Source organism: Streptomyces sp. NPDC001401 (assembly GCF_042895385.1).
Taxonomy (GTDB): Bacteria; Actinomycetota; Actinomycetes; order Streptomycetales; family Streptomycetaceae; genus Streptomyces.
On record NZ_JBIAWI010000006.1, the window covers coordinates 40,106 to 57,597 of the forward strand.

Sequence of the window (17,492 nt, forward strand, 5' to 3'; positions counted from 1 at the left end):
TCGCGCCCGGACGCGCGGCGCAGGCCCCGCTGCGGGACGACGAAAGAAGGGCGAAGGACCATGACACAGACGCGCCGGGATACCGGGGCGTGGATCCGCCGATTCCATCCGTCGGACGCCTCCGTCCGCCTGGTGTGCTTCCCCTACGCGGGTGGCTCGGCGAGCTACTACCACGGCATGTCGAGGACGCTGTCCGCCGAGACGGACGTGCTCGCCGTCCAATACCCCGGACGTCAGGAGCGGCGGGGCGAGCCCTGTGTCAGAGACTTGGCTGAGCTCGCCGACCTGGTCCTCGAGGAGATACGCCCCTGGGCCGACCGCCCGCTGGCGTTCTTCGGCCACAGCATGGGCGCCCTCTTGAGCTTCGAGGTCGCCCGCCGACTGGAGCACGAGGGAGTCATGCCGGCCATGCTCTTTGTCTCCGGCCGCCGCGCGCCCCGCCTCGCACGCCACGGAGACGTCCATCTGCGCTCCGACGACGAGCTGGTCGCCGCAGTCAGGAAGCTGAACAACGATGACCTCCACCTCTTGGATGAGCCCGAGGTCCGCGACCTCCTGCTCCCCCCGCTGCGCAGCGACTACCAGGCCGTGGAGACCTACCGGTACGAGCCGGGACCGGCCCTCCGCTGCCCCGTCGTGGTGCTGACCGGAGACCAGGATCCGCAGGTGACCTGCGATGAGGCGCAGGCCTGGCGCGAGCACACCACCGGGGCGTTCGAGCTGCGAAGTTTTCCCGGCGGGCATTTCTATCTCGACACGCACGCCACGGCCGTGACCGGGGTCGTCGCCACCCATCTGCGGAATCTCCGGATCCGGATCCCCCGCCACGGGGCCGGTGAGGCATGACCGCCGACAGGCCGGGGCCTGCGGCCCGGCCCGGACGAGCGGTGCAACTGCTGCTGGACCGCAGCTGTTTCAGGCCGCGATGACTCGGCGCGGCGGTGACGGGACCCGGGAGACCACCGCACGAAGCCCCCTGTGCCCCCTGCTGAAAGGAACGTTCCATGGCCACACGTGAAGGTGAGCCCCGCAAGGAGTTGCTCGACGCGAGCGACGAGACCATCGAGGACGCCGTCCGGTACGCCGACCCGATGGTGCTGCGGGGCCTGCTGTACCAGTTGACCGGTGACGAGGAAGTCGCGGCGACGAAGGTCAAGACCGTGTCGGCTGGCGCCCTTGACACCCAGGTCCTGTCCTGTGACGAGGACATCGCGCTCTTGCAGCACAAGGCAGCGCAATTCCTGAAGACGTACCGCGTTGCGGGAGCCGGTGACATCGAGCCGGGTCCGGCCGAGCGCCTGCCGGTCAGCCTGATTCTGGCGGCGGGCCAGGAGATCCCCGAAGAGGACATGGGGCTGTGGCTCGAGGACCTCGCCCTCGACCCGTGGGCACGCGCTCTGCAGTGGCAGGCCCTGCCGCCCCGCCAGCGGCTGGAGGACTTCCACGTCACGGTCATCGGCGCCGGCATGGGAGGTCTCAATGCCGCCGTCCAGCTGAAGCGGGCGGGCATCGCGTATACGGTCATCGAGAAGAACGCCGACGTCGGCGGCACGTGGTGGGAGAACCGCTATCCGGGCTGCCGCGTCGACTCCCCGAGCCGTGCGTACACGCACCTGTACGGCGTCGACTTCGGCCATCCGTACCCTTTCAGCCCAGCAGAGAAGAACGCCGAGTATTTCGACTGGGTCGCCGACGAGTTCGATCTCCGCACGGACATCGTGTTCGACACAGAAGTGCGCGCAATGGAGTGGGACGAGGACTCGGGGACGTGGGCCATCCACGCCGCAGGCCCGCAAGGGGAGCGCACGCTCCGCTCGACAGCGGTCATCTCCGCCGTCGGCTTCCTGAACCGGCCGAACGTTCCGCAGATAGAGGGGGCCGAGGAGTTCGCCGGCCCGTCCTGGCACACCGCCCGGTGGCCGGGGGAGAGCGACCTGGCCGGCAAGCGGGTAGCGGTCATCGGGACGGGCTGCACGGGTTACCAGCTCGTCCCGGAGCTGGCCCTGGACGCCGGGCACGTCACCGTCTTCCAACGCACACCGCAGTGGCTGTTCGAAGTGCCTGGCTACCGCTCACCCTTCCCCGAGCAGGTCACCTGGCTCGACCGGAACCTGCCGTACCACACCAACTTCATGCGGTTCAGGTCTACGTACGCGACCAACGGGCTGGCGAAGGCAACCGAGATCGACCCCGACTTCGACGATCCGCACGCCTTGAGCGCCGTGAACAGGGCGGCTCGGGACAACGCCATGGCCTTCCTCGAACGCAAACTCGGCGACCCCGAACTCGTGGAGAAGATGACACCTCCGCATCCCGTGCTCGCTGCGCGACCGGTCTTGGTCGATCCCGAGTACAGCGTCCTCGACGCCATCCAGCGTGACAACGTCACGCTCGTCACCGACGGCATCCGACGGATCAGCCGAACAGGGATCGAGGCGAACGACGGCACACAACACGACCTGGACGCGATCGTCTACGCGACCGGCTTCCGCGCCAGGGACTATCTGTTCCCGATGAAGATCACAGGTCGCGGCGGACTCACGCTGGAAGAGCTGTGGAGCGAGGGCGGAGCTCGGGCCTACAAGGGCTGCATGATGCCGGGCTTTCCGAACCTGTGGACCATTTACGGCCCGAACACCAGCAGCATGCTCAACATCCCTACGTACCACGAGCTCATCACCGTCCATGCCCTCGAGTGCATCGAGCGGCTGATCCTCGATGGTAAGAAGGCGATCACTGTGAAGGAAGAGCAGTACTGGCAGTTCAACGAAGAGGTCGACCGGCGCAACCGCAGCAAGACCTGGAGTGATCCGCGGGCGCGCAACTACTACTGGACGGAGTTGGACCGCACGGCGACGCAGGGTCCCTTCTCGGGCCCTGAGGTATGGCGCTTCCTGCGCCATCCGAACTTCGCGGACCTCGAGTTCCGCTGAGTCCTGAGCCCCGTGGCGACTCCGGAATACTGACCTCGAAGAGCGACCCATCGCACGCCGCTCAGGGGCTCTGAACCGGGGGGTCAAGCGGTCGCAGGTTCAAATCCTGTCGTCCCGACGGTGTGAAGGGTCTTCGCAGGCAGCAGCCTGCGGGGCCCTTTCGCGTGGTCGCTTCCGGCTTCGAGGCTGGATTGTCACGCTCCGGTCTGCGAGAGCCGAGGGGTGGGAATCCCCTCGGCTGCTCGACCTGGCTCCAGGCGTCCCTACCGCTTCTGCCGGTGCTCGCTCGGGGCCGGTGACGGCTCGCCGCCCGCCCGGACGGCCGACTTCTCGCCCGGGTGCTTGGGGAGGTGCCGGGGCACCACATCCTGCGGGAAGATCAGCTGCTGGCTCTGCCAGGTGAGGGAGGCGGGCATCTCGCTCGTCCAGGTGTTGAAGTTGTGCACGCCGGTGTCGGGGAAGATCGATGCGGTGCGCATCGGGGACTTCGCCAGCCGCAGGAACTCCTGGGCCTTCGGGTAGATGTTCTCGTCTCCGTGCTTGCTCGCGGCGACCAGGACCGACACCTGCGGGATCGGCAGGTGCTTCAGCCGCCAGAACAGGTCGTGGGAGTCGATGCGCTTCTGCCGGACGATGCCGCTGCCGAACAGGTTGCCGGTGGTCAGGTCCTCCTTGATCCGGAAGTCGGGGGACAGGGCCGCCGCCGAGGTGTAGGCGTTCGGGTTGCGCATGGCGAGCTGCAGCGCACAGGTGCCGCCGGAGGAGTAGCCGAGGGCGCCCCAGGCTGTGGCGCTGTGGCCCACCCGGTAGCCGGACTTGAGGGCGTCCGGGAGGTCCTTGGCCAGGAATGTCTCGGTCTGCGGTCCGCCGGGCACGTTCACGCACTCGGTGTCCCGGGGCGGGGCGATCGTCGGCCGGATCTCGACGATGACCGTCGGCTGCATCTTCCCCTGCTTCATCAGCGCCTGCGAGGTCTGCCAGACGCGCAGATTCTGGGCGAGGTTGAAGATGCTGCCCGGGTAGCCGCTCATGGCCACGATGACGGGGAAGCGCTGGCGGTGATACGCCTTCTGGAAGTACTGGGGCGGCAGGTAGACGAACGCCGGGTCGATCACGCCGGTGCGTCGCCCGATGACCCGCACCGACTCGACCCGGCCGTTCACCGCAGCCGGGCCGGTCGGGATGCCGGTGACATGGTTCAGCATCGAGGTGTCGCCCGGCTGGATCAGCTTGGTGTGGATGTTGCTGATGGGGCCGATCCCGCCGGAGTTCGTTCCGGTGAGAGCGGCCGGTGCCGTGGTGCCGGTGCCGAACAGTTCGCCCCAGGAGCCGTAGAACTGGTAATCGGCGTTGACGGCCGCGAAGAGCGTGGTCGTCGTGACCAGCTGTGTCACACCGATGGCGACAAGGCGCGCCGCGACCCGCACCCAGCCTGGCCGGCCGAGGCGCGGCCACTGCCACACCATGAGTGCAACGCACAGGGCTGCCAGGGCGGCCAGTGCGTATACCGTCGTCCAGCTGGTGAGGTCCATTGCGTGTCCCCTACTCGCAGACTTCCGTACGGGTAGAGGGTTGACGGCCCGGGTGCGTTCCGTCCGTTTGTGTGCCCCTCCTCACCCGTATGGCTGACCCGCTTCGCAGAACCGACGGGTCACCGGGAGGGCCCCGCACCCCGCGCACGCGGATTCCGTGCAGCGGCGGGAACCCGGCAACCAATCCGCGCCGGCCGGCCACTCCACGTCGTGACAGTCGCAGCAGTCGTGACAGGCGATCTGGATGATCCGGAGGCAGACATGTCCTTGCGCAGGCGTCGTACCGCAGCCGCCACAACGGCCGCCCTGGCTGCGGTGGTTGTCGCGTTGCTCGCCCCTGGTTTCTCGGCCGCCGGCGCGACCGTGGCGTTCGACGGCGCGGTGGGCTACGGCGCGGGAGCCACCGGGGCGCCGGCGGGACGACGTACCACGTCACCAACCTCAACGACTCCGGGAGCGGATCCTTCAGGGACGCGGTGCGCGCTTCCCACCGCACGGTGGTGTTCGACGTGGGCGGCTACATCACGCTGTCCTCCGCCGTGTCCGTCGCCAGTGACATCACCATCGAGGGCGACACCGCGCCCGGTCAGGGCATCGGCCTGCGCGGCAGGGAGGTGTCCTTCTCCAACTCCTCGAACGACATCGTGCGCTACGTCCGGTTCCGGGAGGGGACGCTCGACCCGGCGGGCGGCAAGGCGAGCGTCGCGCTGGCCAAGGCGAGCGACATGATCTTCGACCATGTGTCGGTGGAGTTCGCGAAGTGGGACGACATCGACGCGGTCGGTGCCAAGGACATCACCGTGCAGAACTCCATCGTCGCCGACCCGATCGGGCAGCGGTTCGCGGCGCACACCGAGGGCGGCCCGTTCACCTGGTACCACGACGTCTTCGCCAACGCGCACAACCGCAACCCGCTGGCCAAGGCCGACACGCAGTTCGTCGGGAACGTCGTCTACGACTACCAGGGCGGGTACACGGCCGGGAACTCCGGCGGGAGCTTCCGGCACGACGTGGCCGACAACGCCTTCGTGGCCGGGCCCGTCACCGGCACGCCGTCCAACGCCTACTACCAGATGGCCCACCAGTCGGTCTGGAACAGCGGCAACGTCCTCGACCGTGACGCCGACGGGAAGCTCGGCGGCTCGGCGCTCGGCGTGGGCGCGGGTGCAGCAAGCCTCGCCTCCCCCTGGTCGTCCACGACCGCCTCGCTGGCGGCCGCCGCGGGCAGCGCGCAGGACGCGTACGCGTACGACATCGCCCAGGCCGGCGATCTGCCCCGGGACGAGGTCGACTCCCTGGTGATCGCCGACGTCGACTCGCTCGGCAGCAGCGGGCATCTGTGGAACTCGCAGACCCAGACCGGCCTGGGCAACGACGGCTACGGGACCATCACCGGCTAGGGGTCCTCCGGCGGGAAAGCGGCGTGGCCGGCCTTCCCGCCGATGGTCTGACGGTGGTGCCGGTCAGCTGCCGATGGTGGTGCGCAGGCGGTCCAGGAGCGCCGTGCCGTCCGGAGTGCCGAGGCCGGTGCAGGGGTCCCAGCCGGGGGCGGCCTTGTAGCCGACGTTGTTCCCCTTGGTGATGTCGTGGAAGCCCGGCGCCGTGTGGCCGGGGGCGGCGCCGGGATACAGCAGGGGCTGGAGCAGACCGAGGCGGCGGCCCAGAGCCTGGGTGAGGCGGCAGGTGAGGGCCGCCCACAAGGGGGCGACCGCGCTGGTGCCGCCGACGACCTGTTGCTGCCCGTCGACGAGGACCCGGTAGCCGGTGCCGGGGTCGGCGTCGCCGGCCACGTCCGGCACCCCGCGTCCCGTGCCGCCCCCGCGGCGGTCCGGGACACCCGCCCCGGTCTGCCAGGAGGGCGGGGAGAACACGTCGCTGACGCCGCCGCCGGTCCCGGTGCCGTTGCTGTGCCAGACGGTCTCGGAGGTGATGGTTCCGGAGGCCGCGTCGCCGATCAGCCGGGTGCCGCCGCAGGCCAGCGCGTGCGGGCTGGAGGCGGGGAAGTCGGTGTGGGTGCGGTGGTCCCGGGCGCCGTCACTGCTGAGGTTGTCGCCCGAGGCCGCACAGACGGTGACGCCGAGGGCGGCGGCGTCGGCCAGGGCCTGGTCGAACAGGTCGCGGCCCTGGGCGGTCCAGGCGTCCTCGTTGGCGCCCCAGCTGATGCTGACCGCGGCCGGGGTCGGGGTGGCGTGGACGGCGGTGGCCAGCGCGTCGACGAATCCCTGGTCGGTGTTCGGGGCGAAGTAGACAAGCTGACGGGCGGCAGGCGCCAGCGCGCCGGCGACCTGGATGTCGAGCAGTACCTCGCCGTCGGCGCTGTCGGGGTTTCCCTCCGGGCTGTTGGTGCCGCCGTCGACGCCCACCGCGGTGACGCTGGGGGCGGGGCTGATGCCGAGGTCCCTGAAGTACTGGTCGAGGTCACCGGTCGTGAAACCGCCGCCGAGTTCGATGATCGCCAGCACCTGGCCGGTGCCGTCGGTGCCCGCGGGGAAGTTGTAGAAGATGCCGAGCTCCGGGGGAGCGTAGGAGGTCTCGGCGGCGGCCTCGTGGCGGCGCAGATAGGGGCGTGCCTGGGGGCGGTCGTCCAGGCCGAGGACGCCGACGACAACGCCTTCCCAGTCGGCGAGGATGTCCAGCGCACCGGTGCGCTGCCGGTGGCGTACGGGCACGCCGGTGTGCGGGTCCGGGCTCTCCACCTGCTGCAGCGCCTGCGGGTCCACGACGTGGCGCAGTTGGCCGAGGGTGCCCGCGATCTTGACGCGGCGGGCACCCTCGTGTGCCTCGGTCACCTGGAGACCGTGCTCCTCGGCGGTACGACGGACCAGGTCGACGTCCTTCGGGTCCGCCCCGTACCGATCGGCCAGATCCTGCGGCGTGACGGTGTCGGTGCTCTCGATCAGGTCGTGCGGGATCGGTGCGCGGCGGCGCAGGACGAGGGTGATCTCGAGGGGCTCGGAGTCCTCCACCGGGCCGATGACGCGCGCGTCCGGGACCGGTGCGCGCAGGCTGGCGGCGAAGGGGATCTTGTGCGTGGCTGCCATCTGAGGATCTCTTTTCTCTTTCCGCCGCAGCTTTCCGCCAAGGCCTCGGGGCGGCCCAGGGCACTGTGCAGCGGTCCGTCAGGTGCGGGGGATGAGGTCGCGGGCGACGAGAGCGGCGTGGACCTGGTCCAGGTGCGAGACCTCGTGCCGGGCCGGGTTTGTGCCGCTGGAGAGGGGGACCGTGACGCCGGCGAGCGGGTCGTCGGTCCTGGCCTCCGTGCGCGTGAGCACCGCGCCGATGCCGGGGGCGGCGGCGTCGCGGGCGGTGAGCGAGGGCAGGTTCCAGTGCTGCTCGACCGTCTTGAGGACGGAGGTGTGGTCCAGCGGGGTGCTGCCGTCGGCGACACGGAAGACCGTGCCGGGCTCGATGAGCGGGGAGACCAGCACGTCGTCGTAGGTGATCAGCAGTGTGCTCGCCCAGGCCGGTCCGTCGCGCAGGGCCCGGTACACGTCGTGGATGAGCTGTTCGCCCAGGGCGACGTCATAGTTGGGGTGCTGGCTGTTGCCGGTGGAGCGCCAGCTGGGCTCCAGGAAGGTGAACGCGGGCAGGGTGCCGCCCGCGGCGACGGCCCGGAAGTCGGTGAACAGGCCGAAGTGCGAGGCCGGTGCGTGCACTGTGTCGGGGAAGTTCCCTCGGGTCAGCGGCTGTTTGGCGTAGCCGTACACCGTCCAGTCGATGCCGTGCTCGGAGAGCCTTCCGAAGACGCTGGGTGTGGTGAAGGTGTGGGTGGCGTCGTCCATGTGGCCCTGGCTGGTGGCCGTGTTCGCGACCAGGGTGTCGGCGTAGTCGGCGGCAAAGCCGTCGTTCGTCGCCGTGGGCGTGGGTGTGCCGGGTGTGGAGGTGCCGAACAGCTGTCTGTCGGTGGGCGCGTAGCCCTCGCCGGGGTCCGCGCCGGGCATGAAGTAGGCGTGCGGGGCGGTGCCGTCGGTCCGGAACACCGTGACATTCCCGCCGCGCCCGTCCGGGTTCGACTCGGCGCCGGTCAGGCCCTCGTACGGTTGCTTCGACGGTGAGACGCTGCCCTCGTCGGCGCAGAGCCAGCCGAGCATGTGGTCGAACGAGCAGTTCTCCAGCATCAGCACGACCAGGTGCTCGATCGCGCCCAACTGCCCTGCGTCATCCGGCATGACACGCCTCCCCCGAGGACCGACCCGGTGCAGCGGCGTGCTGATCCCTCGCCGCACTAGGCCGCAAACCAGTCCCCTCACAGTCCCACGAACCGGCCCGATCCGGGGTGTTTCCGCCGGACCCGGGCGGCTGACAAGCCCTACGTACGACAGGCCGAGCCGCCAGGCCCGTCAAGTGGGCGGCCGGAAAGGCTCCTTGTGGCCGTGGCCGGCGGATCGCGATACTCGTCGGCGGTCAACGTTGTGGCATGGCCACGCCAGCGCATGGGGTCTGTTCCGTGCCACTCGCCCTCCGGTCCTGCCCGCCCAGCGGGCGGGACGCCCCCCTCAGGAGGTCCTCACGTGACATACCGTCCGAGAAGCACAGCCCGCCTCCCCCTCGCGGGCACGGCCGCGGCGACACTCGCCGTCACCGCCGTCCTGCTGCCGGGAGCGGGCGCGGCCACCGCCGCGCCCGCCTCGCCGGCCCTCCAGGCCAAGGCCGCAGCCGCCCTCACCGCCCGGCTCGGGGATCACGCCGCCGGCTCCTACTACGACTCCGCAGCCCGGCAGCTCGTCGTCAACATCACCGACCCGTCCGCGGCCCGGCAGGTCCGCGACACCGGCGCCGTACCCAAGGTCGTGCGCTACTCCACGGCCCAACTGCACGCCGCCATGGCCGACTTGGTCAAGCAGGCCCGGATCGCCGGCACCGCGTGGGCCATCGACCCCCGGCAGGACAAGGTCGTGGTCACCGCCGACCCCACGGTCACCGGGGCCAAGCGCGCCCGGCTCGGCGCCGCGGTCGACGCGCTCGGCGGCAAGGCCCTCCTGCGCCACACGGCCTCACCCTTCAAGCTGCTGATCGCCGGAGGCGACGCCATCTGGGGCGAGTCGGTGCGCTGCTCGCTCGGCTTCAACGTCACGGTGAACGGCGCCCCCTACTTCCTGACCGCCGGACACTGCGGCAACGCCTCCTCGACCTGGTCCGACTCCCAGGGCGGCGCCGAGATCGGCCAGACCGTCGACTCCCAGTTCCCCGGCACCGACTACGCCCTTGTGCAGTACGACGACTCGAGCTCCGCCCCGGCCGGCGAGGTCGACCTGTACGACGGCAGCACCCAGGAGATCAGCGGTGCCGCCGACGCCTACGTCGGCGAGTCGGTCGAGCGCAGCGGCAGCACCAGCGGTCTGCACAGCGGCTCGGTCACCGGCCTCGACGCCACCGTCAACTACGAGGAGGGCTCGGTCTCGGGCCTGATCGACACCGACGTGTGCGCCGAGCCCGGCGACAGCGGCGGCGCCCTCTTCGACGGCACCTCGGCGATCGGGCTGACCTCGGGCGGCAGCGGTGACTGCAGCTCGGGTGGCGAGACGTTCTTCCAGCCGGTGACGGCAGCGCTGAGCGCGGAGGGGGCGACGATCCCGTAACCCGCCCGCACCATCGACTCGCCCGCACGAAAAGGCGGCCGCTCACTTCGGTGGGCGGCCGCCCCTTCTTCTGCGACGGCTACGAGAGCGCTACGACATCAGCGGCAGCCTCAGCCGATGGCGTACGCCCTGTACACGAACTCCACCGAGCTGTGGCCGGCGGCGTCGGTCACCTCGGAGCGCAGGGCGACGGCGCCGGACGCCGGGTTGTGCACCGACGCCTTCCAGGCCGAGCCGGAACGGGTCACGGCGACCGGATTCCAGGTCTTGCCGCCGTCGGTGGACGCCCAGACGCGGAGGGACTTGGGGGTCACCTTGGTGAACTTCACGTCGGCGCCCTGGGAGCCGCGGCCGGCGCTGACGGTGACCGTCGTGGTGCTGTTGGCCGCCGCCTGGTTGCGGCTGTTCAGGCCGGCGGGCAGGAAACGGGTCATCAACACCGGCGTGACTACCGACTTGGCGGGGTCGGCCCTGAAGCGCCAGTCGAGGGTGACACGCGACGACAGCATGCCGGCGGGGAAGGTGACGCCCGGGCGATAGCGGTGGGTGTCGACGGTCATCCGGTACCACGCGACCGAGTGGATCTTGGCGGTGAAGTCCGAGCCGGAGTCGCCCCAGTTGGTCAGGGTCTGCTTCTTCACGGTGGCGCTGCCCTTGTAGAGGACCACCGTCTCCTTCGTCGGGTCGGCTCCGGTGGTGCCCACGTCGGGGTCGCCGATCAGGGCGTCCGGAACGAACTCGACGGACTTCTGCCAGACGACCGGCAGGTAGTGCAGCGGACTCTACGCGGCCCGGCCGAAGGACTGGGTGGAACTCTGCCCCGCCTCCAGTGTCCTGGCCGCGGGGAAGCCACCCCCGACGTCGTCCCCGTTGTCCGCGAAGATGTCGTCACGCGGCTGCCGGCGCCCGGGTGTCACATGGGCGGAGTATGAACTTCCGGCTGCTGTCGGCCGTGGGGGTTCAGAGCGCCGACGGCAACTGGTTACCCGGGCGTAGCGGATGGCCACTTGTGCCCCTTAGGCTCTGCGCGACCACCAGGCACCGTGAAGGGATCTGTCATGTCCATGATCCGCCGACGATTGTGGGCCGTGCTCCTGTCCCTCTCGGCCCTGCTGCTCGGCGCCTCGGCGCTGCCCGTCGCGCACGCCGACGACCTTGGCGGGCAGACACTGGCCGGGGTGTCCGGGACCGGTATCCACAACACGTACAACGACAAGTCCGCGTACACCTACCTGGCCGACGCCCTGGACACCGGCACCTCGCTGGTCGAACTCGACACCTGGGCCAATGTGTTCACGCGCAAGTGGAACGTGAGCCACAGCAACCCGCTGGGCAGCGACAACAACTGCGTCAAGGCGAGCGCGGCCGCCGACCTCCACACCGGCGACCGCAACCAGAACCTCGACAGCTGCCTCGACGACATCCGGATCTGGCTGCAGGCTCACCCCGCGAGCCACCCGATCATGGTCAAGATCGAGATGAAGAACGGGTTCAACAACACCCTCGGAATGAACCCGACTTCGTTCGACAGTTACGTCAAGACGCACCTCGGCAGCGTCCTCTACACCCCCGCCGATCTGCTGACCAAGAGCGACGGCACGCGGTACCCGGACCTCGACACCGCCGCCCGCGCGAACAACTGGGCCAGTTACGGCTCGCTCGCCGGCAAAGCCCTGGTCGAGATCATCCCCGGCACCTTCGAGCAGGCCATCGACCCCGCCTCCTCCTGGTCGGACGTCGTCTACGCCCAGCACCTCAAGGACCTTGCCGCCGCTGGGAACATCGGTCAGGCCGCGGGCTTCCCCAGCGTCCTCGGGGCACAGGCCGTCGACCCGCGCACCCGCTACAGCGACAGCACGCTGCGCCCCTGGTTCGTGGTGTTCGACGCGGACGCCGCCGCCTGGGTCGGTGACGGCAACACCGAGTGGTACTTCACCAACCACTACCTGACGGTCGTCACCGACGCCCACGACGTCCCGCCCGCCCTCAGTTCCTCCGATCCGTCGCTGGCCGACGCCCGGGCGCGGGTCGCCGAACTCGCCGCGGACGGAGCCTCGTACATCTCCAGCGACTGGATCACCGCCCCGGCCAACGGAGTGCTCGGCGAGGTGCTCGCCCGTGGCTGACGCCCTGCGTCCCCGCGCGCTGCTGCGTGTCGTGGCCGCCGGGGCCGCGGCGCTCGCGCTCGCCGTGTCCGGCCAACTGGCCGGCGCGGCACCGGCGGCGGCCGGGACCGACCCGGCGTCGCTGGTCAACGCCTACATCGGTACCGGCGGCAACGGCGACTTCAGTGCCGGGAACACCTTCCCCGGCGCGGATGTGCCGCACGGCATGCTGCAGTGGTCTCCTGACACCACGTCACGTCCCAAGGGCGGCGGCTACAACTACGCCGACTCGGCCGTCTCCGGCTTCAGCCTCACCCACGTCTCCGGCGTCGGCTGCGACGCGGCCGGGGACCTGCCGATCCTGCCCGTGGTCGGCTCGCTCGGCTCCGACCCCGACTCCACGACGGAGTCCTTCTCGCACGCCAACGAGACGTCCTCGCCCGGGAGTTACTCCGTCAGCCTGGGCAACAGCACCGGCGTCGCGCTGACCGCCGCCACGCACGCCGGGATCGGGCAGTTCACCTTCCCGTCCTCCACCCAGGCGAGTCTGCTCCTCAAGGTGCGGGACACCCAGACGCCGTACGCCTCCTCGACGATCGCCCTGACCGGCGGCAACACGGTCACCGGGTCGATCACCAGCACCGGCTTCTGCGAGGACACCACCCCGATCACGCTCTACTACGCGATCACCTTCGACCACCCCTTCACCGCCACCGGCACCTTCAGCGGCGGCGAGTACCTGACCTTCGACACCACGGGCAGCCGCACGGTGGAGGCCCGGGCCGGCATCTCCTACACCTCGGTGACGGAGGCCGCGGCCAACCGGGACGCCGAGGTGACCGGGAAGACCTTCGCCGCGGTCAAGGCGGCGGCGTCCTCGGCGTGGACTTCCGAGCTGTCGAAGATCGCCGTCACCGGCGGCACCTCGGACCAGAAGGCCGTCTTCTACACCGCGCTCTACCACGCCTCGCTGTTCCCCGCCGTCATCAGCGACGCCGACGGCTCCTACCGGGGCTTCGACGGCGCGGTGCACACGGTGGGCAGCGGCCACGCGGCGAAGTACGCCGACTTCTCCACCTGGGACACCTATCGCTCGCAGGCCCAACTCACCGCGCTGCTCGACCCGCAGGCCGCCTCCGACATGGCCCAGTCGATCATCGACGACTACCAGCAGGGCGGCACGCTCACCAAGTGGGGCATGGAGACCGCCGAGACGCACATCATGGTCGGCGACTCCGCCGTCCCGCTGCTCGCCGACTTCTACGCCTTCGGCGCCCGCAACTTCGACACCTCGACGGCCCTGTCCGCCATGGTCAAGGAACAGACGACGAACACGGACGTCACCCCAGGCGTGACGTACCTGGACTCCTTCGGCTACCTGCCCACCAACTCGCTCTACGGCTGCTGCCACGAGTACGCCACCACCTCCACCCAACTCGAATACGACACCGACGACTTCGCGCTGTCGGCATTCGCGGGCGCGCTGGGTGACACCGCCACACAGAAGAAGTTCCAGGACCGGGCGCAGGACTGGGAGAACATCTACAACACGTCCTCCGGCTACCTCCAGCCCCGGCACTCCAACGGCCGCTGGATGAACGGCTTCAACGCCAAACTGATCACCGGCACGTCGAGCAACGACTTCGCCGAGGGCGACGCCTTCACCTACACGCCGATGATCCCGTTCAACCTCGCCAAGCTGGCGTCGCTGGAGGGCGGGAACGCGTCCATGGCGTCGTACCTGGACAGCGTGCTCAGCGGCTACCAGGGGCTGGGCAGTGTCATCGGCACCCAGTCCAACATGGGCAACGAGCCCAGCATCGGGCTGCCTTGGGAGTACGACTGGGTGGGCAGGCCGTACAAGACGCAGTCCACCGTGCGCGCCGTCCAGGACCAGCTGTGGACCGACACCGCCGGCGGGCTGCCCGGAAACGACGACCTCGGCGAGATGAGCGCCTGGTACGTGTGGTCCGCTCTCGGCCTCTACCCGGAGATCCCGGGCACCGCCGACCTGGCCATCGGCAGTCCCCTGTTCACCTCGGCGGTCGTCACGGCCGGCGGGCACACGCTCACCGTCAACGCGCCCGCGGCGGCGGACGGTTCGCCGTACGTCCAATCCCTCGGCCTCAACGGGAGTCCCTGGAGCAAGCCCTACGTCCCCGCCTCCTACCTCGCCGCCTCGACGAAACTGGACTTCACCCTCTCCTCGTCCCCGAACACCTCGTGGGCCGCGGCCGTTTCGGACGCGCCGCCGTCCTACGACGGCACTCCGGGCACCGGAGCGGTGCAGCCCAGCGGCGCCATCACCGAGACCGCCACCGGCAAGTGCGTCGACGACGCCGGTTCGGGCACGGCGAACGGCACGGCCATCCAGCTCTACACCTGCAACGGCACCGGCGCGCAGAGCTGGAAGGTCGTCCCCGACGGCACCCTGCAGGTACTGGACGACTGCATGGATGTGACGGGCGGCGCGACCACCTCCGGCACGGCGGTCCAACTGCACACCTGCAACGGCACCCAGGCCCAGCAGTGGCGAGCAGATACCTCGGGTGAGGTCGTCAACCCGGTCTCCGGTCTCTGCCTGACCGACTCCAGCAACGGCGCGACGAACAAGACCCGGCTGACCATCGCCGCCTGCACGGGCAGCGTGGGACAGCGTTGGACGCTTCCGGCGGGGTGAACGCGAACGGGGCGACGTGGCTGGGCCGCCCGTATCGCATGTCCCTCGAGGTCACGCCGCGTTCGCGTCCTCACCGGCCAGGAAGGGACGCAGCAGCGTGAGCAGGGCGCGCGGCCGGTGCAGCGGGATGATGTGGCCGCAGTCTTCGATGACGTGTCCGGTGAGATCGTCGGTGACCGGGCGGAGCTGGCGTTCCAGCGCGGCACCGACAGGCCGGGCACCCAACGCCATCGTCGGCACCGTCAGGCGGGCACCGGTGACCGCCTGCTCAATCTGAACGGCGCTCTCGGGCAGGGCCCGGTAGTACGAGAACGCACAGCTCAACGCCTCACGGCCGGTGTACGCGCGGACGAAGGCGTCCCGGACGGCGGGACGCACCCCGTCGCCGAGCGTGCCGGTGCGCAGAAACCAGTCGACGTAAGCGGCCTCGTGGCCCTCCAGCACGGTCTCCGCGAGGCCGGGTGCCGCGGAATGGAAGCCGAACCACCAGGGCGGCCCGTCGGCAAGGAAGTCCTCTGCGCCGGGCAGCCTGCCCAGCAGAGACTCCATGACGACCAGGCGTCGCACGAGACCGGGGCGGCGCAGGGCGAGGAGAAAGGCCGGCGCAGTGCCCGCGTCGATGCCCACCACCGCGGCCGAGGACACACCGAGCGCCGTGAGAAGCGCCGCAGCGTCCGCGGCCAGCGTGCCCGCGTCGTAACCGGAGGCGGCGCGACTGCTCGCGCCGAACCCGCGCAGGTCCGGCGCGATGACGCGGTAGCGGCCGGACAGATCGGCCATGACGTCCGTCCACAGCTCCCAGGTGTGCGGGAAGCCGTGCAGTAGCAGGACGGCGGGGCCCGATCCGGCGAGGGCGACGTTCAGTTCGACACCGTTGACGGGGACGCGTCGCAGCTCGGGCATGGAGGGACTCCAGGCAGGTGGTGAGGGCTGGTGACAAGGTCACCGTAGGGAACTAGCCTGGTCCGCCCAAGACGGCACTTTCCCTTCAGGTGGTGAGCCCCGGGTGACCACGGCGAGGCCCGGCGAACATGAGCGGCGGCCCGGTGAGCGCGGTGACCTGCTGGATCCGCGCTGCCCGACCCGCCAGTTGCTCGACCGCATCGGCACCAAGTGGACGTCGATGGCGGTCAAAGTGCTGGCAGAGGAGGCTCCGGGCGAGCTCCGTTTCGCGGAACTGCGGCGCCGTGTCCCGGGCATCTCACAGAAGATGCTGTCCGTCACCCTGCAGAGCCTGGTCCGCGATGGCCTGGTCGCGCGCCGCGTGGAACCCACCGTGCCGCCCGCCGTCCACTACCGGCTCACCGACCTCGGCCTGTCCCTCGAACGACCGCTCTCCGCCCTGCGGGTCTGGGCCGAGACACATATGCCGGAGATCGACCGCAACAACCAGCTCGCCGACGAGTCACTCCCCAACCAGGGTGTGCCGTCGTGAGACCTCCGGGCGGGGCCTTCGGTAAGGTCCGGCCCATGAGCGAGTCGCTGACCACCCCCGGCGAAGGTTTTCACCCTCATCTCGGTGACAGAGCGGACCACCCGGCGACGCCCCTCCGTACTCGACTGCACCACATCCGCGCCGACGAACTGGACGGTGACACCGCTCAGACCGGAGGTATGCGCAGGTTCGCCGCCGTCAGCGGCAGGACGGTGGGGTCCGAGAAGATCTGGATGGGCCAGACACACGTCGCTCCTTCGACCTCGTCCTCGAACCATCACCACGGAGAGTCCGAGACCGCCATTCATGTGGTGAGCGGACACCCCGAGTTCGTCTTCCTCGACGACTCCGGCGGCACCCCGGAGGAGGTACGACTGCGTACCTCGCCCGGCGACTACATCTTCGTCCCCCCGTTCGTGCCACACCGCGAGGAGAACCCGGACCCTGCCGAGGAGGCCGTGGTGGTCATCGCCCGCAGCACGCAGGAGGCGATCGTCGTCAACCTTCCGCATCTGTAGGTTCAGCCGTCTCGGCCCTGCCATGTGGTCACACAGACTTCGTTGCCCTCCAAGTCGGCGAGCACCCAGAAAGCCGGGGCACGGGTGGCGGACACAAGTCGGCCCCCGGCCGCCAGTGCGGTCTCGATCCGCCGGGGTGCCTCGTCATGCGGAACACAGATGTCGAAGTGGATGCGGTTGCGCTGTGGGCGTGCCCGGTCCATCTGCTGGAACCAGATGGCAGGGCCCTGCCAGACCGGGTCGACGAGCGGAGCCTCCGGCCCGTCGGCGCCCGCCTCGTCGGTATAGCCCAGCACCGCCTTCCAGAACGGCCGAATCCCGGCAATGTCCAGTGCATCGATCGCGATCTCAACAAGCTGGACGGAATGCGGTGCCGCGGTTCCGATTTCGGGCTCCGTCAGAAACCCGGACTCGTCCGCGGTGGCGGAGATCAGCCGCGCGAGTTCGACATCCCGGCCGGTCACCGCTGCCTGGTCCGACGACTGCAGAGCAAAGACGGCCCGGTCAGGACGGACATCGACCCGAAGGTGCCGGTCGGCGTCGTCGCCGCACACCGCGACGGCGCCCGCTGCCAGGCCGATCGCCTGGGTCAGCGAATCGACCGGGACCGACGTTTGCAAAGTACCGAGCAGGAAGCGCCACCCGTAGTCCTGCACCGCCTCCGACGCTTCCCGCCGACTCAGTATCTGGTCCATGACCGCCAACCCTAC

15 protein-coding genes are annotated in these 17,492 nt (G+C 69.8%); 8 read left to right on the top strand and 7 right to left on the bottom strand.

Features of this window, described 5'->3' with window-relative positions; genetic code table 11:
• Positions 1-60 precede the first annotated feature (60 nt).
• Both ACFY10_RS21410 and ACFY10_RS21415 read left to right on the top strand, forming a co-directional pair.
• Complete coding sequence (locus tag ACFY10_RS21410; RefSeq protein WP_390666752.1) at positions 61-846, top strand: thioesterase II family protein; 786 nt, start codon at positions 61-63, stop codon at positions 844-846.
• Positions 847-1,004: 158 nt separating this feature from the next.
• Positions 1,005-2,933 carry a flavin-containing monooxygenase gene (locus ACFY10_RS21415; protein WP_390666753.1) on the top strand — a complete coding sequence of 643 codons (1,929 nt, stop codon included), beginning with the start codon at positions 1,005-1,007 and terminating at the stop codon, positions 2,931-2,933.
• Between the two features lie 263 nt (positions 2,934-3,196).
• Here ACFY10_RS21415 and ACFY10_RS21420 read toward each other — a convergent pair whose 3' ends face one another.
• Positions 3,197-4,465 carry an alpha/beta hydrolase gene (locus tag ACFY10_RS21420; RefSeq protein WP_390666754.1) on the bottom strand — a complete coding sequence of 423 codons (1,269 nt, stop codon included), beginning with the start codon at positions 4,463-4,465 and terminating at the stop codon, positions 3,197-3,199.
• 476 nt (positions 4,466-4,941) lie between these two features.
• Between ACFY10_RS21420 and ACFY10_RS21425 the strand changes: the two genes are divergently transcribed.
• Positions 4,942-5,865: a hypothetical protein gene (locus ACFY10_RS21425; protein ID WP_390666755.1), complete on the top strand. Its 924-nt coding sequence runs from the start codon at positions 4,942-4,944 to the stop codon at positions 5,863-5,865.
• A 63-nt stretch (positions 5,866-5,928) separates the two neighbouring features.
• On the opposite strand, the gene ACFY10_RS21430 is transcribed toward ACFY10_RS21425, so the two are convergent.
• Positions 5,929-7,506, bottom strand: coding sequence for a peptidase S53 (locus ACFY10_RS21430; protein ID WP_390666757.1), 1,578 nt, complete (start codon positions 7,504-7,506; stop codon positions 5,929-5,931).
• 78 nt (positions 7,507-7,584) lie between these two features.
• A complete protein-coding gene (locus tag ACFY10_RS21435) occupies positions 7,585-8,634 on the bottom strand; it encodes an alkaline phosphatase family protein (protein ID WP_390666758.1) in 1,050 nt (349 codons plus the stop codon).
• A gap of 342 nt (positions 8,635-8,976) precedes the next feature.
• Here ACFY10_RS21435 and ACFY10_RS21440 point away from each other — a divergent pair, with 342 nt between their 5' ends.
• Positions 8,977-10,044 (top strand): S1 family peptidase, encoded by a 1,068-nt coding sequence (locus tag ACFY10_RS21440; protein ID WP_390666759.1) that lies wholly within the window; start codon positions 8,977-8,979, stop codon positions 10,042-10,044.
• Positions 10,045-10,154: 110 nt separating this feature from the next.
• Here ACFY10_RS21440 and ACFY10_RS21445 read toward each other — a convergent pair whose 3' ends face one another.
• Positions 10,155-10,748, bottom strand: a complete 594-nt coding sequence (locus ACFY10_RS21445) for a hypothetical protein (RefSeq protein WP_390666760.1) — start codon at positions 10,746-10,748, stop codon at positions 10,155-10,157.
• 78 nt (positions 10,749-10,826) lie between these two features.
• Positions 10,827-10,961, bottom strand: a complete 135-nt coding sequence (locus ACFY10_RS21450; protein WP_390666761.1) for a hypothetical protein — start codon at positions 10,959-10,961, stop codon at positions 10,827-10,829.
• 141 nt (positions 10,962-11,102) lie between these two features.
• On the opposite strand from ACFY10_RS21450, the gene ACFY10_RS21455 reads away from it, so the two are divergent.
• Together ACFY10_RS21455 and ACFY10_RS21460 are read left to right on the top strand one after the other, a co-directional pair.
• Positions 11,103-12,170: a Ca2+-dependent phosphoinositide-specific phospholipase C gene (locus ACFY10_RS21455; RefSeq protein WP_390666762.1), complete on the top strand. Its 1,068-nt coding sequence runs from the start codon at positions 11,103-11,105 to the stop codon at positions 12,168-12,170.
• On the top strand, positions 12,163-14,829 hold the full coding sequence (locus ACFY10_RS21460) for a lectin (protein WP_390666763.1): 2,667 nt from the start codon (positions 12,163-12,165) through the stop codon (positions 14,827-14,829). The genes ACFY10_RS21455 and ACFY10_RS21460 overlap by 8 nt, the downstream gene beginning before the upstream one ends.
• 51 nt (positions 14,830-14,880) lie before the next feature.
• Here the strand turns inward: ACFY10_RS21460 and ACFY10_RS21465 are convergent, their stop codons facing one another.
• Positions 14,881-15,732: an alpha/beta fold hydrolase gene (locus tag ACFY10_RS21465; RefSeq protein ID WP_390666764.1), complete on the bottom strand. Its 852-nt coding sequence runs from the start codon at positions 15,730-15,732 to the stop codon at positions 14,881-14,883.
• A gap of 103 nt (positions 15,733-15,835) precedes the next feature.
• Between ACFY10_RS21465 and ACFY10_RS21470 the strand changes: the two genes are divergently transcribed.
• Positions 15,836-16,264 (top strand): winged helix-turn-helix transcriptional regulator, encoded by a 429-nt coding sequence (locus tag ACFY10_RS21470; protein WP_390666765.1) that lies wholly within the window; start codon positions 15,836-15,838, stop codon positions 16,262-16,264.
• 35 nt (positions 16,265-16,299) lie between these two features.
• Entirely contained in the window at positions 16,300-16,782 is a 483-nt protein-coding gene (locus ACFY10_RS21475; protein WP_390666766.1) for a cupin domain-containing protein, read from the top strand.
• Between the two features lie 2 nt (positions 16,783-16,784).
• Here the strand turns inward: ACFY10_RS21475 and ACFY10_RS21480 are convergent, their stop codons facing one another.
• The gene (locus tag ACFY10_RS21480; protein ID WP_390666767.1) at positions 16,785-17,477 is read right to left on the bottom strand and encodes a VOC family protein; all 693 of its coding nucleotides are present in this window, start codon (positions 17,475-17,477) and stop codon (positions 16,785-16,787) included.
• Positions 17,478-17,492 lie beyond the last annotated feature (15 nt).

Coding starts and splice junctions, on each gene's coding strand:
- ACFY10_RS21435 (WP_390666758.1), bottom strand. CDS start 8,634: ATGCCGGATGACGCAGGGCAGTTGGGCGCGATCGAGCACCTGGTCGTG.
- ACFY10_RS21465 (WP_390666764.1), bottom strand. CDS start 15,732: ATGCCCGAGCTGCGACGCGTCCCCGTCAACGGTGTCGAACTGAACGTC.
- ACFY10_RS21480 (WP_390666767.1), bottom strand. CDS start 17,477: ATGGACCAGATACTGAGTCGGCGGGAAGCGTCGGAGGCGGTGCAGGAC.
- ACFY10_RS21475 (WP_390666766.1), top strand. CDS start 16,300: ATGAGCGAGTCGCTGACCACCCCCGGCGAAGGTTTTCACCCTCATCTC.
- ACFY10_RS21455 (WP_390666762.1), top strand. CDS start 11,103: ATGTCCATGATCCGCCGACGATTGTGGGCCGTGCTCCTGTCCCTCTCG.
- ACFY10_RS21430 (WP_390666757.1), bottom strand. CDS start 7,506: ATGGCAGCCACGCACAAGATCCCCTTCGCCGCCAGCCTGCGCGCACCG.
- ACFY10_RS21420 (WP_390666754.1), bottom strand. CDS start 4,465: ATGGACCTCACCAGCTGGACGACGGTATACGCACTGGCCGCCCTGGCA.
- ACFY10_RS21410 (WP_390666752.1), top strand. CDS start 61: ATGACACAGACGCGCCGGGATACCGGGGCGTGGATCCGCCGATTCCAT.
- ACFY10_RS21415 (WP_390666753.1), top strand. CDS start 1,005: ATGGCCACACGTGAAGGTGAGCCCCGCAAGGAGTTGCTCGACGCGAGC.